The organism is Rheinheimera sp. EpRS3 (assembly GCF_001513785.1).
Classification (GTDB): Bacteria; Pseudomonadota; Gammaproteobacteria; order Enterobacterales; family Alteromonadaceae; genus Alishewanella.
In genome coordinates this window covers 238,891-259,638 of record NZ_LNQS01000010.1, presented here as the reverse complement: position 1 = coordinate 259,638, position 20,748 = coordinate 238,891, and the positions used below count along the sequence as shown (strand labels likewise).

The window sequence follows — 20,748 nt, the reverse complement described above, 5'->3', positions numbered from 1 at the left end:
TATCAATGACATAGTTTATTTTATAAAAGCTGGCATGTTATTGGCTATATTCCTACTGACAATTGACCTTGTGCATATCGCACATAAGGAGAACATTATGTTGGGCTGGGCATTAACATTCTTAATTATCGCGCTTATTGCCGCTGTTCTTGGCTTTGGTGGTATTGCTGGTGCAGCTGCAGGTATAGCTAAAGTTATTTTCTTTATCTTTATCGTGCTGTTGGTTATCTCACTATTGGCAGGCGCATTGCGCGGTAAGTCGCCAAGACTTTAAGTGATAAGTAGTAAGTATTTAATTTGTAAGCTGTAAGAAGAGGAAATAGAGTATGACAATAACTAACGTATTATTCCGTTTAATGTTGGTAGCAACACTGGTTTTTTCCGTTGTAGCATGTGAAAAAAATAATGCTGAAGAAGCGGGTGAAAAAATTGATGAAGTCGCTACTGATGTGGGTAATAAAGTGGAAGACTTATGTGAGGATGTCAAAGACAAAGCAGATGCTAAAGACGAGGATTGTTAAGCATATAACGTAGCCGCCACTGGGCGGCTACGTTTGTCTTGTTTGTCAGGAATACAACTTTGGCAGGAGGACGGCCAGCTATGATCATCGCTCTGTACTATGTGTTGCTGGCATTATTATTGGCTGTTGGCAGTTGGTTTGCTCCCTACCTGTTATTACAACTGGTACTGGGTTGGGCGGCATTGTCTTTTCTGGTGGTCAGTTCTGCTTACTGGCTAAATACTGCAACTGTGTTTCGCAAGCGCAATGATGGCAGCTTGCCATGGTATAGCCGCTGGTTGTTTATTCCCTTTTTGTTTAGTGCAGGTCTGTATAACCTGATAGCTCGACGTCGCGATAAAGTGGCGCCTATGCAGCGGGTTAGTGGTGGTTTATATCTTGGTGCCCGTTTAACTGCAGCAGATATGGCGCAGTTACGCGATGAGCAAATAACGGCTGTGCTGGATGTTACCGCTGAATTCGCCGCTCTGGACGAATTAAGCCAATCTGATGATATCAGCTATCTGAATATTCCGGTGCTGGACCACGCCAGCCCCAGCCGCACTCAGCTGCAACAAGCTGTAAACTGGCTACAGCGCCAACGCGCAGATGGCCGTAAAGTGCTGGTGCACTGTGCTTTGGGGCGCGGCCGCTCAGTGTTAGTGCTGGCTGCTTTTTTACTTAGCCGGCATAACAGCCGTAGTGCCGAGAAAGCCGTAGCGCTGATCCGGCAGGTGCGGCACACCGCCCGGCTTAACAAGCATCAGCTGGCCGCACTGCGGCAATTTACCGACAGTTACACCGAACAGGGCCAGCAGCCGGTATGGCTAATTGCTAACCCCGCTGCCGGTGGCGGTAAGTGGGCAGAAGCAGAAACAGAAGTTGTCGAATTACTTTCGCCTTTTATGCAGCTAAGCCTGCATACCAGTAGCGATAGCTGCTCCGCGCAACAACTGGCTGAGCAGGCAAAGCAGGCTGGTTGCACTATGGTTATTGCCTGCGGCGGTGACGGCACGGTTACCGAAGTTGCTTCAGTGCTGGCTGGCAGCAAAATCCGTTTGGGTATTATTCCGCTTGGCACGACCAATGCCCTCAGCCATGCGCTGTGGGGTATCAGTGCTAAGCTGATGCCCGTGCGTTCTGCCTGCCTGAATATTATTGAAGGCCAAAGCCGAGCCATAGACACGGCGCGTTGTAACGACAAGCTAATGCTGCTGTTAGCTGGCGTTGGTTTTGAACAACAAATGATAGCGGCGGCAGATCGTGCCAGTAAAGATCAGCTTGGGCAATTGGCGTACCTAAATGGTTTATGGCAGGCCGTACAGGCTAACCATATTCAGCATCTGCTGGTGCAATTTGATGAGCAGCCAGAACAACAGCTGGATACCGCCAGCCTGGTGATCGCTAATGCCGCACCGCTAACTACCTTATTGGCTCAAGGCCACGGTGCACCTGATTTAACGGATGGTAAACTGGATATTACCTGGCTAACGGCCGACAATGCCGACAACAACGCCGTGCTAGGGTTAGCAGAGCTGGCACTGGCGGGTTTAACCAATATCAGCCTGAATGCCATTAGCCAACATTGCAGCGCCCGCCGGATAAAAATTCGCCGGCAGGACGGGCAAAACTTGCAGTATGTTATAGATGGTGAGCTTTACAGCGACAGCGCACTGGATATCAGTGTTGTTCCGGCATCACTGCTGGTTATGCTGGCAGACAGTGCTGACAGCGAGCAGGTTGCCGCTTGAACATAGGTTACTGCTCGGTCTGCTGATATTTTTCCAGTTTGTTGTACAGGGTTTTTACACTGATACCCAGCTGTTGTGCGGTATCGGTTTTATTCCCGGCATTTTGTTCCAGCGTATTTAAAATAGCGGCTTTTTCCAGCTCTTCCAGTGATACACCACAAGGTACTTCGGTCAGGCACTGTTCATCAGCACCCTCTGTAGCGGTTTCCAACAACAGATGCTCGGGCAGAATATCTTTATCTGCCAGAATATAGGCGCGCTCTACCGCATGTTTTAATTCGCGCACATTACCAGGCCAGCTATGCTGGGCAATCAGCTGCAGCGTTTCAGCCGCCAGCTGTTTTTGTTGCTCTTCTTTAGCGTTACGGTAGGACAGAAAATGCTGGGCCAGACCGCAGATGTCATCGCCGCGATCGCGCAGTGGTGGCACATGCACCGGAAATTGCGCCAGGCGAAAATATAAATCCTCCCGCAGTACACCATCAGCGATAGCTTGTTGCGGGTCACGGTTTGTTGCCGCCACAATACGCACATTAGCCTGATGAGCTTTGTCGCTGCCTACCGGGCGGTATTCGCCGCTTTCTAATACCCGCAGCAGCTTAACTTGTTGATCTATCGGCATCTCAGTTATTTCGTCCAGAAACAAGGTGCCGCCTTCTGCCTGCGAAAATACCCCCTGGTGTTCGCGTAGTGCACCGGTAAAGGCGCCTTTGGTATGGCCAAACAGTTCGCTGTCTACCAGCTCGGGGCTTAGTGCTCCACAGTTAATGGCAACAAAAGGCTGCTCTGAGCGATAGCTGGCTAAGTGCAGAGTATTGGCAACCAGCTCTTTACCTGCACCGCTTTCACCAACGATTAATACATTGGCTTCCGTTACCGCAACTTTCCGTAAAATCCGGTACAGCTTAAGCATGGAACGGGAAGAGCCCACCAGTAAACCGAACTGATCCAGCGCACTGACATTAGTTTTTACCTGCTGCTGGCTGGTGCTGAGCTGCTCATAAAAATCCTGCAGGGTATCGAGTATGCGGGCGATATCCAGCGGCTGGCGGAAATGATAACCAGCACTGGAGCGCATCAGTTGATCCAATACCGGATCAGGGAAGCCGTCGCTGATTACAATAAAATCGATCTCTGCCAGTAGCTTACTTGTCAGCAGCCGCTGATAGTCAGCCTGGCTGTGTTTATCCGCCTGAATAAATGCCAGCTCACAAGGCTGTTGCTGCAGTTGCTCAGGCCAGGGAGCGGCATCGCTGCTTCTTACTACCACGAAGCGGCGCACAGCGGACGATTGTAACAGCTGGGCGGCCAGCCCGGAGTCCTGCACATGCAGGAATAAACGTGGTTGTTTCATTTGTCAGCTCTCAGTTGCGATATATAACTCTATGTCAGCACGGTAAATTTAACAATCCGAATGGGTAAAACTTACCAATATGTGTTACGGCCAAACTGCGAACTTATAAAATAACTAATTAAATCATAAATATACACTTTGGTATATGAATTGAATATGAACTATGACCGCTAAAACCGCACAGGAGGTACCCTTATGGAGTATGCAGGTTCAGCAAAGTCAGAACAACGGACAGAAGAAAGAATCTTATCTGGCGTTTATTCCGTCTGCGTCGCAGCGCAGCGTTTCTTTCAACAAGCAGCACAACAAGTCGCCGACAGCAATCTGCGCTACAACTTTATTGCACTGTCAAAGCTACATAGTGTGGCAGCACAGCAGTTACCTATTGCAGCAAAACAGGAAGCGATACCGCAGGATTACAGCAGTGAACTGGCCGCCGTGCAGTTTTGGTACCTGCATCAGCAAACGGCTCTGCATAATCAACCTATGACGCAATCTATGCTGACTGAACTGGCCGGTTTATTACAGCAGCAGTTGCACGTATTAAAGCAACTGATCCGGGCAGTGCATAGCCGTACAACGAAAGTAACACTGGCGCATTTATCTGCTGCACTGCAAATAGCCAGTGACCAGTTACAGCCGTTGCTGAAAGTTTTACCGGTCGACAGGCAAAATATACAAACAAAAAATTAACACAAGCTGAATGGTAAAATAAATGCTATATAAAACAATAACTTAAATTGTGGCATCAAACTGGCATCAGTTTTATCGTCTCAATAACAAGGAGCGACAACATGAAACGTACAACTTTAGCAATGATGATGACTCTGGCATTAACCACCACAGCAGTAGCGGCGAATGACTGGAAAGACGGCGCCAAAGATGCGTGGATTGACGGCAAAGCCGAAACAACATTACTGTTGAACGGTAATCTGAATTCGTTTGATATTAATACCGACGTTAAAAACGGCAACGTGACGTTAACCGGTAAAGTGGAAAGTGAAGTAGATAAAGCACTGGCAGAAGAGCTGATCGAAAATCTTGAAGGCGTAACTGACGTAGATAACCAGTTAACTGTAGTTAATACAGGTAAAAATGCTGACAGCAAAGACAGCAGTGCGTTAAAAGACGCCAAAATTGCCACTGTGGTTAAAACCCGTTTGCTGTTTGAATCAGAAGTAAGTGGTACTTCTATTAATGTCGACGCTGAAAACGGCGTAGTAACATTGCACGGTGAAGTAGATTCTGACGCTGAAAAAGATTTAGCGGTGACCATTGCAAAAAATACCTCTGATGTCAGCCGTGTAGTCGACAAACTGCAGGTTGCAAAGTAATAGCGTAATACCATTGCCGTGACGCTGCGGCAGTAAATTAACAGCCGATCTGAGCCTGCCGGGCCAGATCGGCTTTTTGCTGTCTGGCGTAGTATCCGGTATGCTTTGGCCACTGATTTCCCGGTATTTTCCCGCTATGCGTATTCTGCACACTTCTGACTGGCATCTGGGCCAGCACTTTATTGGCCGCAGCCGACAGGCCGAGCATCAGGCTTTTTTAACCTGGCTGGTGCAGCAGGTCACAGCACTTAATATTGATGCCATTGTCGTCGCTGGTGACATCTTCGACACGGCCACACCGCCCAGCTATGCCCGTGAGTTGTACAACCAGTTTATTGTTGAGCTGCAGGGCAGCGGCTGTCAGCTGGTGATTTTGGGCGGTAACCATGATGCTGCAGCAGTACTGAATGAAAGTAAAAATCTGCTGCACTACTTAAACACCCGGGTAGTTGCCAGCAGCAGTGAGGATCTGACCGAGCAGTTGGTACTGCTGGATGATCAGCAAAAACAGCCTGCGGCGCTGTTGTGCGCCGTGCCTTTTTTACGTGCCCGCGATTTACTGCAAAGCCAGGGCGGCCAAAGTGCGCGTGACAAACAGCTTAGCCTGCAGCAGGCCATAGCACAGCATTATCAGCAACTGTATGTACTGGCACAAGGCTACAACATTGAGCACCAGCTGCAACTGCCAATCATTATGACCGGACACCTGACTACCGTCGGCGTTAGTACGTCAGAATCTGTACGCGACATATACATAGGTACGCTGGATGCATTTCCGGCGGATGCATTTCCGCCGGCTGATTATATCGCGCTTGGCCATATTCATCAGAGCCAACAGCTAAAAGCCGCTACCGACATCCGTTACAGCGGCTCGCCGATAGCACTGAGTTTTGATGAAGCCAAAGCGCAAAAACAGCTGTGGTTGCTTGAGTTTAACGGCGCTGAGAAAACCGTTAGCAGCGTGCCTGTGCCTTGTTTTCAGCCCTTGTGCAGTATAAAAACCAGCCTGGCTGATGTGCCGGTAAAAGTGCAGCAGGCGCTGCAGGGCCTCCCTGAGGGCAGTACTTTATGGCTGGAGCTGGTGATAAGCGAAATCGATGCCTATCTTACTGACTTACAGCAAAGAGTTGAGCAACTATTGCAGGGTTTACCGGTCCAACTGCTGCGCTTACGCCGTCAGCGTAGCAACCAGGCTGCCGGTTTAACAACGCCGGTGCAGCAAAGTTTGTCTGAGCTGACACCAGAGCAGGTATGGCAAACCCGGCTGCAAACAGAAATATTAAGCGATGAGCAGCAACAGCAACTGACCATACTGCACCGTCAGGTGCTGGCTAAAGTGGAACAAACGGCATGAAGATTTTGTCGGTGCGGCTGCAAAACCTTAATTCTTTGCGTGGCGAGTGGCAGATAGATTTTCGCCTGCCACCTTTTAACCAAAGCAATATTTTTGCCATTACCGGGCCCACCGGTGCTGGCAAAACCACTATTCTGGACGCCATTTGTCTGGCGCTATATCACGAAACCCCGCGGCTAAGTACTTCTGCTACCAGCAATGAATTGATGACGCGCCATACCAGTGAATGTCTGGCCGAAGTCGAGTTTGAGGTTGCCGGGGTGGGCTACCGGGCGTTCTGGAGTCAGCGCCGGGCCCGTGGCCAGAGTGATGGCAAATTACAGGCTGCTAAAACTGAACTGGCGAAACTGGACGGAACCATTTTGGCCGAAAAAAACAGCGATAAACTGCGTCTGGTTACCGAGATCACCGGGTTAGACTTTGGCCGCTTCACTAAGTCTATGTTGCTGGCGCAGGGCGGTTTTGCTGCGTTTCTTAATGCCAATGCCAACGAGCGCGCCGAATTACTCGAAGAGTTAACCGGCACTGATATTTACGGCCGTATTTCACAGCAGGTATTTAATGATTGCCGTGAGCAAAAAAGCCAGCTGGACCTGCTGCAGGCCAGGGCCGGTGCGGTAGAACTGCTTAGCGAGGAACAACAACAGACGCTTAGCAATGAGCTTTCAGCGTTAAAAGCGGCACTGACACAACAACAACAGACCGTGACACAGCAGCGTAAAGTGCAGGCCTGGCGCGAGCAGCTTAGCAGTGCCGAGCAGGAGCTACAGCGCTCAGAGCAAGAGGTGCAGCAAGCACTGGCAGCAAATGCAGCGCATAAAACGGAGCTGGCCCGGCTAAGCGCTTATCAGCCAGCCAGTAAGTTGCAGCCGTTGTACACTGCGATGCAACAGTTGCTGGTGCAGCAACAGCAGTATCAGCAACAACAAGCCGCACTGGCGCAGCAAATAGCCGGTGGTAGCCAGCAACAGGCCGACTTGCTGTGGCAGGGGGTACAATTTCTTGAACAACAGCAACACAGTTTTGCTCAACAGGCGCGCAAGCGCACTGAACAGCAGCAACATACCCAACAACAGCAGCTTACGCTGACAACGCAACTGGACGGGCTGAACAGCCGCCAACAGCAGTTAGACGGCGCATTGAGCGGCGCCGAGCCAGACAGCCTGCGCCAGCAACAACAGCAACGCCGTGAGCAGCAGTATCAGCTGCAGCAATTACAGCAAAAATTACAGCAGCACCAAAAACTACAATTAAAAAGCACTGAGTTAAAGCAGCAACTTAGCAGCACCGCAGAGGCATTGGCACCGGTAACCGCGCAGTTAGTCACGCTGCGCCAGCATTACAAAGCACTGACCGAGCAGATCAATGACAAAAAACAGCTATTGGCCCAGCAACAGCTGATTATGCAGCTGTCTGAGCACCGCTCAAGGTTGCAGCCAGATCAGCCCTGCCCGCTGTGCGGCGCGACAGAGCACCCGGCGGTCACTGCATATCAACAGCTTAACAGCTCCACCACAGAGCAGCAGTTGCAGGCAAAAGAAGCTGAACTCAGCCAAACGCAACGTCAGGGCGAGGAGCTTAACAAGCGTGAATCAGCGCTACAGGCCGAGCAGCGGCATTTAACCCAGCAACTCGCGCAGCTGGATACTGAGCTGGCAGAGCTAAACGCTGAAATGACCTATCAGGCTGAAGGCAGTTCGCTGGCAACCATTACCCCACAGCTTGATGCTATCGCGGCAGAGCTCAGTAAAAATGAGCAACACCTACGCCAGCTGGAGCAGCTGCAACAACAGCGCCAGCAAGTAAAAGAACAACAGCAGCAGCTTGAGCGGCAACTGGCAGATAACCAGCATCAGTTGCAATTATGGCAGCAGCAGGCGCTGCACCTGGATAAACAGCAGGCAGAGCTGGCCGCGCAGCATGATCACTGGCATCAGCAATGGCAAGCCATGCAGGCACCACAACCACCGGCCACAACGCCGGTAACGGAGTTAACGACAGTAACGGCTGCCTTGCAGCAGTTACAACAGCAAATGCAGCAGTGGCAGGGCCAGCAGCAGGTGCTACAGCGCCAGCAACAGCAAACCGCTACACAGTTGCAACAGGCCACGCAGCAATGGCAGCAAGCGCTCACTGATAGCAGCTTTGCCGACGAAGCGGCGTTTAAAGACGCCTTGCTTAGCGAAGCCGAACTTAGCGCCTTACAGCAGTTGCAGCAACGCCTACAGCAAGGCGAAATTGCTGCTAAACGAATGCTGGCCGACTGGCAGCAGCGGCTGCAGCTTATTGCCCAGCAGCAGCTGTCGGTGTTATCTGCCAGTGAGCTGGCTAGCGAGCTGCAGCAGCAAGAGGCGCAAATACAGCAAATGACCGAGCAACTCGGGCAGTTACAGCAGCAACTTAATAGTGATGCCCAGCGCCGTGATAGCCAGCAACAGTTGCTGCAGGATATTGCCGGCAAACAGCAGCAGTATGAACACTGGCAGCGGCTGAACAGCTTAATTGGTTCGGCAGATGGCGCCAGGTATCGCCGCTTTGCCCAGGGCTTAACACTGCAACAGCTAATTGTGCTGGCCAACCGCCAACTGGCGCTGTTACATAACCGTTATCAACTGGCACGCCATGCGGATGCCGAACTGGAACTGGTGGTACTGGACACCTGGCAGGCCGACAGTTTGCGCGATACCAAAACCTTATCCGGTGGCGAGAGTTTTCTGGTCAGCCTGGCGTTAGCGTTGGCATTGTCAGATCTGGTTAGCAGCAAAACCCGCATTGACTCGCTGTTTCTCGATGAAGGTTTTGGCACCCTCGATGCTGACACACTGGACAGCGCGCTAAGTGCACTGGATAACCTGAACGCCAGCGGCAAGATGATAGGTATTATAAGCCATGTAGAGGCATTAAAAGAGCGAATAGCGGTGCAGATCAAAGTAGAAAAACAACAGGGCCTGGGTTATAGCCAGATCCGGGTTGTCAGTTAAGCGGTGATTATGGGGAAATAGCCCGCCAAACGGCGGGCACAATGTTTAAAACGAGTACACCAGCGTCAGAGAAGTTTGGGTGTCAGTGCCTTTTTTAAGTTCTGGCACATCAGAGTCATTTTGCACTAAAAATGCCGCTTTCATCTGCAATGAGCCATTAATCTTGGCCAGTAATGAGGTTTCTGCGATAGAACGGGTATTGTCGTCACCGTATTCTACGCTTAGCGTTTGGGCAAAACTGGCAGACTCACTGATGGTCCATTTAAACGATGCCGCGCCGCGCACAATCAGACCGTTTTCCGTTTCGCCGGTAGAGCGTTTGCCGCTGAAATAACCCGGACCTATCTCTACATCCAGCGATTTATCTTCAACGTTGTACACCCGGGTGCCATAACCGATAGCAACAGTGGTGTATTCGGTGTAAGCCCCAAATTCATCATCAGTGTATGAGCCAAAAGCAAACAGTTTGGCAAACTCGCTTTCCAGTTTGTATGCGGTTTTTGCCGAGATCATATAACGCTCTGCCGACTTCTCGGTTACTTTGTCGCCGTTGTCATCGGTTTTCTCATCTTCTTTAAAGAAGGCACTGAAAATATACTGGTTGCTCCACTGCTCCAGCTCCTGCTTGGCATCAATCTTACCGGTAATAGAGGTGCCGACAGTGTTGCCTGAGGTGGTAATGGCACCAAGCTCTGCAGAGGTGGTCCATACTTTGCCGGTTGCTGCGGCGTCATGGGCCTGAGCCTGTGCACCGCCAGCGACAACCAGTGCCAGAATTGAAAAATACTTCATGCTTACTCCTGCGTGTCTTTTTTGATATGAACGTCCATTTGCGGGAATGGGATACCTATGCCTTGCTCATCGAAAATCAGTTTTACTTTTTCCAGTGTGTCCCAGTACACACCCCAATAGTCGGCAGAGTTTACCCAGGGCCTGACGTTAAGGTTTACTGATGAATCGGCCAGTGCGGCCACTTTTACGGAGGCTTCAGGTTCCGGCAATACCCGCTCATCGTTTTTTAGAATGTCTTCCAGAATTTGTTTGGCTTTGCGCAGGTCGGAGTCATAACTGATACCAATCACCAGATCGACCCGGCGCAAAGGCTCAGACGAATAGTTAGTGATAGGCCCACCGGTTATTTGTGCATTGGGTACTATGACCCTTTTGTTGTCAGGCGTGCGCATCATAGTTTGGAATATTTCAATTTTATCCACAGTACCGCTAACACCGCCGGCATCAATAAAATCGCCGGATTTAAATGGCCGTAATAAAATAATCAGAATGCCAGAGGCAAAGTTGGCCAAAGAACCCTGTAAAGCCAAACCAACAGCTAAGCCGGCAGCACCTAAAATGGCGATAAAGGAGGTGGTTTGTACACCAATTTGTGATAACGCCATCAACACAGTGGCGATTAGAAGAATGGCATAAATAAGGCTGGCGACAAAAGCCACAACTGCTTTGTCTACCGCACGTGCCACCAGCGTTCTTTCAATAAACCGCGAAATAGCCCTGGCCATCATGCGGCCAATATAAAAAATAAAAATTGCGGCGATAACCTGTAGCAAAATCTTTAGCGAATAGCCGAGCAAAAGCTCGTGATTACCCTCAAATAACGTAGTTATTTGTTCCATAAAACTCTCCGGTAGCATAGGTAAAATGGCAAAACGGCCAAAGGATACCACAGAATAAAAGCGGGCTAAATGAAAACGACAACAAGCTGTTAACTGATTTCTTGCCTGAAAAGGCTTGGTGTTGAAAAAAAACTTAGTTAGAATAGCGGCCCGCAACGGTGACTGTAGCTCAGTTGGTAGAGCCCCGGATTGTGATTCCGGTTGTCGTGGGTTCGATCCCCATCAGTCACCCCACTTTTTCTCCCGCTGCTAAGCTTGTTTCACTATGTCACCTACTACAGGCTTTGCTCGCTATGACTGATCTGTCTGCTATACAGCGCCACCTCAACCAACCAGACCTGCCACCGGTTGAAAGCTGGAACCCACCATTTTGTGGTGATATTCCGCTGCATATCGATGCACAAGGTCAGTGGTTTTATCAGCAAAGCCTGATCCAACGCCAGGCCATGGTTAAACTTTTTGCCTCGGTTTTAATCTGCCAACAGGGTGAGCATTTTTTGCAGACGCCGGTAGAAAAAGTACGCATCACTGTGGCAGATGCACCGTTATTAATTACCGACTGGCATTGGACAGACACCGTAACCGGCCCGGCATTGCTGCTGACCACTAATCTGCAGCACCAACTGGTGCTGGGTACTGAATACCCTATGCTTGTCAGGCAGGACCCGCAGCAGCAATTGTTGCCGTATATCCAGCTTTGGCATGGCTTACAGGCCAAACTTAGCCGCAATGTGTATTATCAGCTTAGCGGGCAGGCCAGGCCGGTGTATTGCAATGGCCAGCAACATTTCCAGTTAAAAAGTGCCGGTTATCCTTACACTTTTGCTATTGTTTAATCCTACGCTGGTCGGCTAAAACCGTTCGCCTGTCTCAAGCTGGTTGTTCATTGCTGCGATAATGCTATCACTGAAGCGCAACTTCTATTTAAAAGGCACTAACAATATGAATAAAACGCCCCTTGCTATACTCATCAGCACCTTATGTATCAGCCCGATCGCCAGCGCCGCTACGTTGATCCATGCTGGTACGCTTATTACCGCTGAAGATAAAAAAGTAGTTTCTAATCATACTATTGTAATAGAGCAAGATAAAATTACCGCTATCGAAGCCGGCTTTCGTAACCCCACTGCGGAAGATCAGGTTATCGATCTGCGCCAGCATACGGTAATGCCGGGTTTAATGGATATGCACACGCATTTTTACAGCCAGTTTAGCCCAACGGTGTACAGCGAAGGCTTTACTATGAATGAAGCTGACTATGCGCTACGCGGGGCTACATTCGCCGAGAAAACCTTAATGGCGGGTTTTACCACAGTGCGCGAGTTGGGAGATAACCATCACATCAGTAATGCACTGAAAAAAGCTATTGCCAAAGGTTATATTAAAGGGCCGCGTATTTTTGCTGCCGGTAAATCGATTGCTACCACCGGTGGCCACGCCGACCCTACCAATGGCGTGGCCTATGCGTTAATGGGCGATCCGGGCCCGAAAGAAGGTGTAGTTAACGGCGCAGATGAAGCACGCAAAGCCGTGCGCCAGCGCTATAAAGAAGGCTCCGATCTGATTAAAATTACTGCCACCGGTGGTGTGCTAAGCGTAGCGAAAAGTGGCAGTAACCCACAATTTACTGATGAAGAGCTGGCGGCTATCGTTAGTACTGCCAATGATTACGGTATGAAAGTCGCTGTACATGCACACGGTAAAGAAGGCATGGAACGCGCAATTAAAGCCGGGGTACATTCTATTGAGCATGGTACCTACATGGACAAAAACACCATGGCGATGATGCGCAAACAGGGCACCTACTTTGTGCCAACGATTAGCGCCGGTAAATGGGCGGCAGAAAAAGCGGCTATTGCAGGCTTTTTCCCAGACCTGGTGCGGCCGAAGGCGGCCACTATCGGCGCCAAAATTCAGCAAACCTTTGCTGAAGCCTACAAAGCCGGGGTGAAAATTGCTTTTGGTACAGATGCCGGAGTGTATGAACACGGTGAAAACTGGCGCGAGTTTATTTATATGACTGAAGCCGGTATGCCGATGCTGGAGGCCATTCACAGTGCCACCATTGAAGGCGCACGTTTACTTGGCGTAGCAGACGAGCTGGGCAGTATCAAAGCCGGTAAAATTGCCGATATTATTGCTGTGCCGGGTGATCCGCTGCAGGATATCCAACAAATGGGCAAGGTAAGTTTTGTGATGAAAGCCGGCCAGATATACCGGCAGTAGAGGAACACACAGCCATTAAAATACCAGCCGGCTTAGCCCGGCTGGAAACGCTGTAACAGGGCAGCAGTATCTGCCAGAATAAAATCTTTTAAGTCTTGTTCAGCTTTAAGCCTGATTTCATCCTGCTGGCGGGTAAGTACTTTGTCCTGCTGCTTTCGGGCTTTATGGGTCGGCATATCTTTAACCACCTGATACATCTGGTGCAGCCCCGGATAAGTAACAACTGGATCAGGTTGGCGCTGTGGTACCAGATGATCCAGCAACACCCACAGCCGTAATGTGCCTTCCGATAATTCACACTGTTGCTCCAGCATCGCTTTGCAAATCAGCGTAATACTGTCACGCAGGTACTGTTCTTTTTCGCTTTTCTGTTGCTGTTGTTGCCGGCTTTGTTGTTGCAGTTGCCACAGTAGGCTACCGGCATAAAACGCCAGGGCTGCTACTATCAGGCTACCAACAATAATTACCGCTAATAGAGTACTGCTCAATATTAATCCTCATCGCCCAGTAAGTCTTTACGCCAGTCTTTACTTTCAAAAGCGGCCAGAGGATCAACAATAGCATCATCTTCGTCTTCTGTTAAACCCAGTTCCTGCAGCAGCTGCTCCAGGCGGGCCGTTTTGGCGTTAAAGTACTTGGCGTCTTTACCTGTCAGCACTTCGTCTTTTTCAACCCGCTCCAGCAGTTGCTGCAAATGGCTGTCGTTTTCAATCAGTGCCAGTTCCTGCTCAGCGGTTAATTCTGCCGGTTTTACTTTAGCTAAGCTGGCTTTGGGCTGTAACAGCGGTTGAACCGCAACCGGTTGCTCGGCCACAGGCAGCAGAGCTATGGGGGTTTTGCTGCCAATACGCTTGTCTTTTTTGCTTGAATCTTTAGCGGCTTCAGCTGTTTTCACTGGCGCAATATTGTTGCGGTTGCCAGATTTAAGGCCAGATCCCTTTTTCTTGGTTTCTTCTCTGGGCTCGCGGGTTTTGCGGGCGTCTTCCGCTGACAGATGGCGTAAACCATTAGGGCCGGCGGAACGGGTTTTTTTCTGACGAGTCATGTTTGTTACCTGTAAAAAAGGGCGCACATTTTAACCAGTTTTGTGCTGAAACACTAATGCTTTATGCGCTGCAGAATAACCACATCTTTATCAGCAAAATTCACACTAAAACCGTCGCGTTGGGCTAAGTAAGTAAAAGTATAGTCAGCAAAAAAACTGACATGGGTTGGGTCCAGTTTATAGTGCCAGTTAGCAAAAGCCTCTACCGTAGTATAGCGTTTGGTCATAATAGCCAAAGTGCCCTGCGGTTTTAGCAAGCTTAGCCACTGGGCCCATTCTGTTGCGGGCCGGACAAAATGCTCTATTGCCTCACTGCAACTGATAAAGTCATATTGTTGCTGCAGTACAGAGCTGTCAGCTGCAAAGTATGGGTCCCACACCGACATATGCTGGCCTGCTTCAGTAAGCATTTTCGCCAGCAATGGGCCAGGGCCACAACCAAAATCCAGCCCGGCGAGCCCTATGCTTGGTAAAGCTGTCAGCAATGGCCCGGCCAGGCGCTGCAGAAAGCTGCGATAGCCTGCGTCGCTAATATCGTTATTGTGCAGCTGATATTGTGCCAGTTCATCCTCAGCAGATAGCAAACTTGCACGATCGGCAAATACCAGCTGACATTGTTGGCATTGGTAGTAGCATCGGCGTTTATCTTGGTGAAATAATCCACAGTGCAGGTTCAAGCACAATGGGCATGCGGTGTCGGACATAAGGCTATTGCTGAATTCAAAATAAAAGAAAAGGCGATAAGATCACTTATCGCCCTGGATATGCTTGTGTCAAATGGACACTTCTCTCATTCGCTGTCATCATCCTGATGTTGCTGCAACGCCCTGTCTGTGTGTTCCCTTTGTTATTCTGGCTTTCCGTACCAATTATTTATTCTTTACGATCATCCTGATACTTTCGTAATCATCCCTGAGCGTGAATCACGCAGCACATCATCCTGATGTGTTTATTAAGGCACCGCGCACTTACGTACTGGTACAACCCCTTCCTTGCGACGAATCCCTGTTTTTTTCAGTTACAAAATGTAACAGGAGGTAATTTACTCTTATCTGCTCATATGGCAAGACATTGCTGCAAAAAAAAGCGCTGCTGTGTTTTAAATTTTAAATATAGTGATTATTTTCATTGTGTTATGGAGTTTTCACTAGAACAGAAAAGTTCCCTGAAATTATAACACTGGCACTTTTCCTACAGAGATTGTGAGATATATCTCACAATCTAGCAAAGGCCAAATAGCAAAAACCGGCGATGAGCGCCGGTTTTTATGCGATTATCTGCGTAAATTGCTTAATTAATGCAAACCGCCAAGATACTGCGACAATACTTCGATATCATCATCAGTTAGTTTTTTCGCGATATCCTGCATCATGCCATTGAGATCATTAGCACGCTGGCCACTGCGGAACTCCTGCAGAGTCGTTTTCAGGTAGGTGGCATTTTGAAACGATATTTTCGGGAAGCCGCCTAAGCTGCTGCCTGAACCACGGGGACCATGGCAGGCAATACAGGCTGCGATACCACGGTTAGCATCGCCGCCACGGTATAGTTGTTCACCACGGGCAATAACATTTTCCGGTGTTGTGCCAGACTTCATTTTTTGCGAAGCAAAATAAGCTGCCAGATCTTTCATATCCTGATCAGACAGCGACGCTACCATGCCAAACATAATGCTGTTGTTACGGCCCTGTTTGCCACCGGTTTCCATGCCTTGTTTGTATTGGCGTAATTGCTTATACAGATAAGGTGCATGTTGCCCGGCAATTTTCGGGTACATATCAACCGGGCTATTGCCATCCGGACCATGACAGGCTGCACAGGTAGCCGATTTAGCTTTACCTGCTTCAGCATCACCGTCAAATGCATGGGCTGTTCCGATTAGACCGAATAACAGCGTCAGTGGAAGTAGAAGTTTTTTCATTTTTTATCCGTCTCTGTCCGCATTAAACCGCCAGCATACTGGCAACCAAGAGTAATAACCTTAATTTTTATGCCTATTTTACACGAAACTGCCCAAAGTAAAATCCCATACAGCGCGCAAAAGCTTCTGCCGATCCGCCAGATCCGCTACAATGGCATCAAATTATTCGCCGGAGAAGGCAGTGTACAAGTCAAAAATCAATTATCAGCAAGCTACTTTTTTAACCAGTGCGCCTGATATCAAAGCATTACCAGCAGATGAGGGCATTGAAGTTGCCTTTGCCGGCCGCTCAAATGCCGGTAAGTCCAGCGCATTAAATACGCTGACGCGGCAAAATAGTTTAGCCCGCACCAGTAAAACGCCGGGCCGTACCCAGCTGATTAATACTTTCAGCCTGGACGAACAACGCCGGTTAATTGATTTACCCGGTTATGGTTTTGCCAAGGTGCCGCTGGCGGTAAAAGAAAAGTGGCAAAAGTCCCTTGCCGAATACCTGATGAAGCGCACCAGTTTAAAAGGTTTGGTGGTGTTGATGGATATTCGTCATCCGTTAAAAGATTTAGATCAGGATCTTATCCATTGGGCAGTGGGCAGTGAGCTGCCGGTACTTATTCTGCTAACCAAAGCCGATAAGTTGGGGCCGGGAGCAAGAAAGAAAACCTTGCTTGAAGTGCGTGAAGCGACATTGGCATTTATGGGTGATATCACCGTGCATGCGTTCAGTTCATTAAATAAACTCGGGTTGCCAGAACTGGAGCAGGTGCTGGATCTGTGGTACGGCGTAGCAACAGATACCGAGACAGCCACGCAGTAGGCTGCAGGCATAAAAAAACCGACACTCGAAAGTGTCGGTCATAGCAAACGGGGAGAAGCTATAATTTCAAATCAACAGGGTGTCTTATCGCTAAGACAACTTCATTATACAGCAAATTTTTATTGTTTGAAGTATTTGCTCTAAAAAATCTAATAAATTTTCATTTTAGTTGGTGCCTTGTTACTTAGTAACCGTTTTGCTGTGCTGATATTATCGGCAGATAGCCGCTGGGCTGCGGGTTTTTCAGGCAAAAAAAACGCCCCACTGCAAGCAGTGGGGCGGCTAAATAAGCCTACTTTCATTCGCTGGAGCCCTAAAGCTCTGGCACTGAAAGATAGAACATCTTACCTCTGTACCCTACGCGTCAAATTTTAACCAGCCAGCCTAATAAAGCAAGTGCTTTTTGTAATAAAACTACAAAAATTGCTGTTTGTTTGCTCTTATTACCATTTTTGGTAATTTAATTACTTTTTTACACAAGGCCTGAGATAAAAAAAGCCCCGCTGGTGAGCGGGGCTAAAAAGTGTAAACAGGAGAGATGAATAACTTAACTACAACGTCAGACTGGTGCCTGCGTAATTAGTTCAACATTAATGTGCTTCATCCCAATTATCTCCGTCACCAGCTTCTGCCAGCAGCGGCACATCCAGTGTTGCTGCCGTTGCCATCAGCTCAACCAACTGCTGTTTTATCTCGCTGACTTTATTGGCATCCACTTCGAACACCAGTTCATCGTGCACCTGCATAATCATGGTAGCAGCTGGCTGTTTTTGCTGTTGCAGCCAGTTATCTACAACTATCATGGCTTTTTTTATAATGTCGGCAGCAGTGCCCTGCATAGGAGCGTTAATTGCCGCGCGCTCTGCGCCTTTACGTCTGGCCATATTCTGGGCATTGATCTCTGGCAGATATAAACGCCGGCCAAACAGGGTTTCAACATAACCCTGTTCATGCGCTTGCTTGCGGGTACGCTCCATATAGTTAAGTACGCCGGGAAAGCGCTCAAAGTAACGGTCAACGTACTGCTGTGCTTCAGAGCGGCTTACGCCAAGCTGTTTGGCTAAACCAAATGCTGACATGCCGTAAATCAGGCCAAAGTTAACCGCTTTGGCACTGCGGCGCTGATCTGAGGTGACATCGTCCAGTTTAACGCCAAAAACTTCTGCTGCCGTAGCACGGTGGATATCGCGGCCCTGGGCAAAGGCGTCCAGCAGCGCCTGATCCTGTGACAGATGGGCCATAATACGTAATTCAATCTGGGAGTAATCCACCGCGACGATTTTTTTGCCTTTAGGAGCAATAAACGCCTGCCGAATACGCCGGCCTTCTTCGGTGCGAATAGGGATATTCTGCAGATTAGGATCGGTTGAACTTAAACGGCCGGTTGCGGCCACTGCCTGATGATAGGACGTATGTACCCTGCCTGTCACCGGGTTCTGCATTTTCGGCAGTTTGTCAGTATAAGTGGACTTAAGTTTACTTAAACCGCGGTGCTCGGTAATCAGCTTGGGGAATTCATATTCCAGTGCCAGTTCTGCCAATACGTCTTCGGCGGTGGAGGGGGTGCCGGTCGGGGTTTTTTTCAGCACCGGCAGCTTCATCTGCTCAAACAAAATTTCCTGCAACTGTTTGGGCGATGCCAGGTTAAACGGCTTACCCGCTTGCTCGTAAGCCAGTTGCTCCAGTTCGGCAATACGGCTGGCCAGTTGCTCACTTTGTATCGCCAGCAACTTACTGTCTATCAGCACGCCATGGCGTTCAATCCGCGATAAAATATCTACCAGCGGCATTTCAATATCTTGCAACACGGTAACCAAGCCGGCATCCTGCTGTAGCTGCGGCCAAAGTGTCTGGTGCAATTGCAGGGTAATATCTGCATCTTCTGCGGCATATCGGGCTGCTTTTTCCAGTTCGATCTGATTAAACGTCAGCTGTTTAGCGCCTTTGCCGGCAATGTCTTCAAAGCTGATGGTTTTACGGCCTAAATACTTCAGTGCAAGACTGTCCATATCATGGCGTGAGGCCACTGAGTTCAGCACATAGGATTCCAGCATCGTATCGAAGCACACACCTTTTAATGCGATGTCGTAGCGTGCCAGTACGCTTTGATCATACTTCAGATTCTGGCCTACCTTTGCTTTGCTGTTATCTTCCAACCAGGGTTTAAGCTGTGCCAGTACCCAGTCGCGCTTTAATTGCTCTGGCGCACCGATATAATCATGCGCTACCGGCACATACCAGGCATCGCCTGCTGCGGTGGCGACAGACAACCCAACCAGCTCAGCCTGCATATAATCCAGGCTGGTAGTTTCGGTATCAAAAGCGACCAGTTCGCAGCGGCGCAGCTGCTGCAGCATACTATTAAAAGCGGCTTCATCCAGTACAGTAAGGTAGTTATCGGGCGCTGTGACAACTGTTGGTGTTGTGCTGTCAGTATCGTCGCCGGTGGCAAACATATCCGCTTGTGCGGCGCCGGTTTGCGGTTTTGCCGCTGCCGGTTCATTGCTTAATACTTCACTTAACCAGCGGCGAAATTCGCACTGTTTGTATAACTCGGCTAACTGCGTATTGTCTGCTGTTTTAATCATTAAGTCTGTTAGCTGATAAGGCAGTTCAACATCGGTTTTTATCGTTGCCAGCTGATAGGATAACTCCAGTTGGGCACGAAACTCTTCCAGCTTTGCCACCATGGTTTTTGCACCGCGAAAACTCAGTGTCGGCACTTTATCTAACTGCTGATAAATCTGCGCAATAGAGCCCAGCCCCTGCAATAATGCCGCTGCGGTTTTCTCACCCACACCGGGTAAACCCGGAATGTTGTCTACTTTGTCGCCCATCAGCGCCAGATAATCGATAATCAGATCAGGGCCGACGCCAAATTTGTCTGCAACGCCCTGAGGGTCGAGCAGGGTGTTGGTCATAGTATTAATTAACGTGACATGTTCATCTACCAGCTGCGCCATATCTTTATCGCCGGTAGAAATCAGCGTATGGCGGCCTTGAGCGCTGGCCTGCCGTGCCAGAGTACCAATAACATCATCAGCTTCTACACCACTGACACACAACAGCGGTAATCCCATGGCTTCTATAATACGGTGTAACGGCTCGATCTGGCTGCGCAGGTCATCTGGCATCGGAGGGCGGTTGGCTTTGTATTCATTGTACATTTCGTTACGGAAAGTGGGGCCTTTGGCATCAAATATTACGGCCATCTGTGTTGGCTGATACTGGCGCAGTAAACTTTTCAGCATGTTAACCACACCATAAATAGCGCCGGTAGCTTCGCCACGGGAATTAGTTAAATGTGGTGGAGAATGATAAGCGCGGAACAAATAAGACGAGCCATCGACCAGGATCAGTGGAGTGCCAGAGATAGAAACCATGGGTAGTAATATCCTGCAGAAATAAAGCTATAGCATGCCACAGCGCGTGCAGTGCTGCCAGTCATACGGCTGTCTTGTTCAGGATGATAAGCTGTGGATAACTTTGTGCAAAACATAGCTGAAGGAACCATGTCTTTTTGCAAGATATAGTTTAATGGTGTTTTAATGCTTTGTTTTATAAAGAAAAATAGGGGTTTACCGCAGCGCCCATATTACTATTTTCTAATTTTTATTTTGTGGAAAAGCTTTTCCATGTTAATCAGGCACTTCACAGAACTGCAGAATAAATCGTGAATTACCGGCCGAATAGACTACCACAAAGTTGGTGGATTCAAAGCGAAAACATTAAATAATTTAGCTTTAAAAGAAGTTCTGTAAGGAACAAAAAAGCATATAGCAGATCTGCTAATATCTGTTGCAGATTTAGCTCCAGACTGGTAATAACAGCGCACTT

General features: G+C 49.0%; 18 protein-coding genes and 1 tRNA gene. 11 read left to right on the top strand and 8 right to left on the bottom strand.

The features are described from left to right. The first annotated feature begins 97 nt into the window (after window positions 1-97). From AR688_RS20035 to AR688_RS16640, 3 genes are all read left to right on the top strand, one after another. A complete protein-coding gene (locus tag AR688_RS20035; RefSeq protein ID WP_082694821.1) occupies window positions 98-274 on the top strand; it encodes a DUF1328 domain-containing protein in 177 nt (58 codons plus the stop codon). Between the two features lie 52 nt (window positions 275-326). After that, window positions 327-521, top strand: coding sequence for a hypothetical protein (locus tag AR688_RS16645; RefSeq protein ID WP_068236613.1), 195 nt, complete (start codon window positions 327-329; stop codon window positions 519-521). A gap of 80 nt (window positions 522-601) precedes the next feature. Continuing rightward, on the top strand, window positions 602-2,251 hold the full coding sequence (locus AR688_RS16640; RefSeq protein ID WP_068236610.1) for a diacylglycerol kinase family protein: 1,650 nt from the start codon (window positions 602-604) through the stop codon (window positions 2,249-2,251). Window positions 2,252-2,258: 7 nt separating this feature from the next. Here AR688_RS16640 and AR688_RS16635 read toward each other — a convergent pair whose 3' ends face one another. Beyond that, entirely contained in the window at window positions 2,259-3,605 is a 1,347-nt protein-coding gene (locus AR688_RS16635; protein WP_068236606.1) for a sigma-54 interaction domain-containing protein, read from the bottom strand. A 195-nt stretch (window positions 3,606-3,800) separates the two neighbouring features. Here AR688_RS16635 and AR688_RS16630 point away from each other — a divergent pair, with 195 nt between their 5' ends. From AR688_RS16630 to sbcC, 4 genes are all read left to right on the top strand, one after another. Then, window positions 3,801-4,298 (top strand): hypothetical protein, encoded by a 498-nt coding sequence (locus tag AR688_RS16630; RefSeq protein ID WP_068236603.1) that lies wholly within the window; start codon window positions 3,801-3,803, stop codon window positions 4,296-4,298. Window positions 4,299-4,399: 101 nt separating this feature from the next. Next, window positions 4,400-4,939, top strand: a complete 540-nt coding sequence (locus tag AR688_RS16625; RefSeq protein ID WP_068236601.1) for a BON domain-containing protein — start codon at window positions 4,400-4,402, stop codon at window positions 4,937-4,939. Window positions 4,940-5,075: 136 nt separating this feature from the next. Then, a complete protein-coding gene (sbcD, locus tag AR688_RS16620) occupies window positions 5,076-6,293 on the top strand; it encodes an exonuclease subunit SbcD (RefSeq protein ID WP_068236597.1) in 1,218 nt (405 codons plus the stop codon). Next, a complete protein-coding gene (gene sbcC / locus AR688_RS16615) occupies window positions 6,290-9,274 on the top strand; it encodes an exonuclease subunit SbcC (protein WP_068236595.1) in 2,985 nt (994 codons plus the stop codon). The genes sbcD and sbcC overlap by 4 nt, the downstream gene beginning before the upstream one ends. A gap of 45 nt (window positions 9,275-9,319) precedes the next feature. On the opposite strand, the gene AR688_RS16610 is transcribed toward sbcC, so the two are convergent. Together AR688_RS16610 and AR688_RS16605 are read right to left on the bottom strand one after the other, a co-directional pair. Continuing rightward, entirely contained in the window at window positions 9,320-10,066 is a 747-nt protein-coding gene (locus AR688_RS16610) for a DUF481 domain-containing protein (protein ID WP_068236592.1), read from the bottom strand. Between the two features lie 2 nt (window positions 10,067-10,068). Further along, entirely contained in the window at window positions 10,069-10,905 is an 837-nt protein-coding gene (locus AR688_RS16605) for a mechanosensitive ion channel domain-containing protein (protein WP_068236589.1), read from the bottom strand. A 158-nt stretch (window positions 10,906-11,063) separates the two neighbouring features. On the opposite strand from AR688_RS16605, the gene AR688_RS16600 reads away from it, so the two are divergent. The 3 genes from AR688_RS16600 (at window position 11,064) to AR688_RS16590 (ending at window position 13,131) form a co-directional block, all read left to right on the top strand. Then, window positions 11,064-11,139 (top strand) — tRNA-His (locus AR688_RS16600). A gap of 59 nt (window positions 11,140-11,198) precedes the next feature. After that, window positions 11,199-11,741: a DUF1285 domain-containing protein gene (locus tag AR688_RS16595; RefSeq protein ID WP_068236586.1), complete on the top strand. Its 543-nt coding sequence runs from the start codon at window positions 11,199-11,201 to the stop codon at window positions 11,739-11,741. A gap of 106 nt (window positions 11,742-11,847) precedes the next feature. Then, entirely contained in the window at window positions 11,848-13,131 is a 1,284-nt protein-coding gene (locus tag AR688_RS16590; RefSeq protein ID WP_068237263.1) for a metal-dependent hydrolase family protein, read from the top strand. 32 nt (window positions 13,132-13,163) lie between these two features. Here the strand turns inward: AR688_RS16590 and AR688_RS16585 are convergent, their stop codons facing one another. The 4 genes from AR688_RS16585 to AR688_RS16570 form a co-directional block, all read right to left on the bottom strand. After that, window positions 13,164-13,619, bottom strand: a complete 456-nt coding sequence (locus AR688_RS16585) for a DUF2489 domain-containing protein (RefSeq protein WP_068236583.1) — start codon at window positions 13,617-13,619, stop codon at window positions 13,164-13,166. A 2-nt stretch (window positions 13,620-13,621) separates the two neighbouring features. Beyond that, the gene (yihI, locus tag AR688_RS16580) at window positions 13,622-14,176 is read right to left on the bottom strand and encodes a Der GTPase-activating protein YihI (RefSeq protein WP_068236580.1); all 555 of its coding nucleotides are present in this window, start codon (window positions 14,174-14,176) and stop codon (window positions 13,622-13,624) included. Window positions 14,177-14,229: 53 nt separating this feature from the next. Beyond that, on the bottom strand, window positions 14,230-14,880 hold the full coding sequence (locus AR688_RS16575) for a class I SAM-dependent methyltransferase (protein ID WP_068236575.1): 651 nt from the start codon (window positions 14,878-14,880) through the stop codon (window positions 14,230-14,232). A 590-nt stretch (window positions 14,881-15,470) separates the two neighbouring features. Further along, window positions 15,471-16,097: a c-type cytochrome gene (locus AR688_RS16570; RefSeq protein WP_068236572.1), complete on the bottom strand. Its 627-nt coding sequence runs from the start codon at window positions 16,095-16,097 to the stop codon at window positions 15,471-15,473. A gap of 181 nt (window positions 16,098-16,278) precedes the next feature. Here AR688_RS16570 and yihA point away from each other — a divergent pair, with 181 nt between their 5' ends. After that, window positions 16,279-16,911: a ribosome biogenesis GTP-binding protein YihA/YsxC gene (yihA, locus tag AR688_RS16565; RefSeq protein ID WP_068236569.1), complete on the top strand. Its 633-nt coding sequence runs from the start codon at window positions 16,279-16,281 to the stop codon at window positions 16,909-16,911. A gap of 590 nt (window positions 16,912-17,501) precedes the next feature. Here yihA and polA read toward each other — a convergent pair. Continuing rightward, window positions 17,502-20,294, bottom strand: a complete 2,793-nt coding sequence (polA, locus tag AR688_RS16560; RefSeq protein WP_068236565.1) for a DNA polymerase I — start codon at window positions 20,292-20,294, stop codon at window positions 17,502-17,504. Window positions 20,295-20,748: the final 454 nt, after the last annotated feature.